General features: G+C 43.8%; 1 protein-coding gene. It reads left to right on the top strand.

The genetic code is table 11. The features are described 5' to 3' along the window. On the top strand, nt 1–569 hold a 569-nt coding region (locus DDZ13_RS15285), incomplete at its 5' end, for a hypothetical protein (protein ID WP_233246186.1). Between the last annotated feature and the right edge of the window lie 15 nt (nt 570–584).

Raw genomic sequence — 584 nt, forward strand, 5'->3', positions numbered from 1 at the left:
CCTCATCGTTCGCCAAAGAAAATATGCATCCGGTCGCCATACTCATAATCCTCTTCATTGTAGGCATAGGAGCTCTGTTTTATCTCAAGTATCGAAAGTATGGCCCTATAGGCATGTATTTCTCAGAAAAGGTTCTAAGCAAAGTTGGAGAATCAGAAGCAACAGTTCGAGGAAAGAAGAGAATCGTGGACATCTTTCTCTTGGATGAAGAGCAAGTCGGTTTCAGGTGCGATATCGATTACATCAAACTCGGGAAAGAAGAAGTCTATGAGTTCTCGTCGATTGTTTCAGACAGTGAGAATCCGAAGCACAAGAAAAGAGAATTTCTACCCACAACGAAGGGAGGAATCATAATCGGAGAATTAAAGGTGTTTACGAACAGCGGAAAAAAGAAATTAAAGCTACTTCGGCAAGACGACCGTGGGATTGGATTTCTCGGAGGGCGGAGATATTTTGATTTTAAGAAAGAAGACATTCTCGAGATGTCGCTTAACATGATTAAAGCCCTTGAGGACGAACCAGTCGCTGGTATCAATTCCGTTACGCCGCTCCGCGGCTCCACTCCATGATACAGCTCACCGTTC

The organism is Coraliomargarita sinensis, from assembly GCF_003185655.1.
Taxonomy (GTDB): domain Bacteria; phylum Verrucomicrobiota; class Verrucomicrobiia; order Opitutales; family Coraliomargaritaceae; genus Coraliomargarita_B; species Coraliomargarita_B sinensis.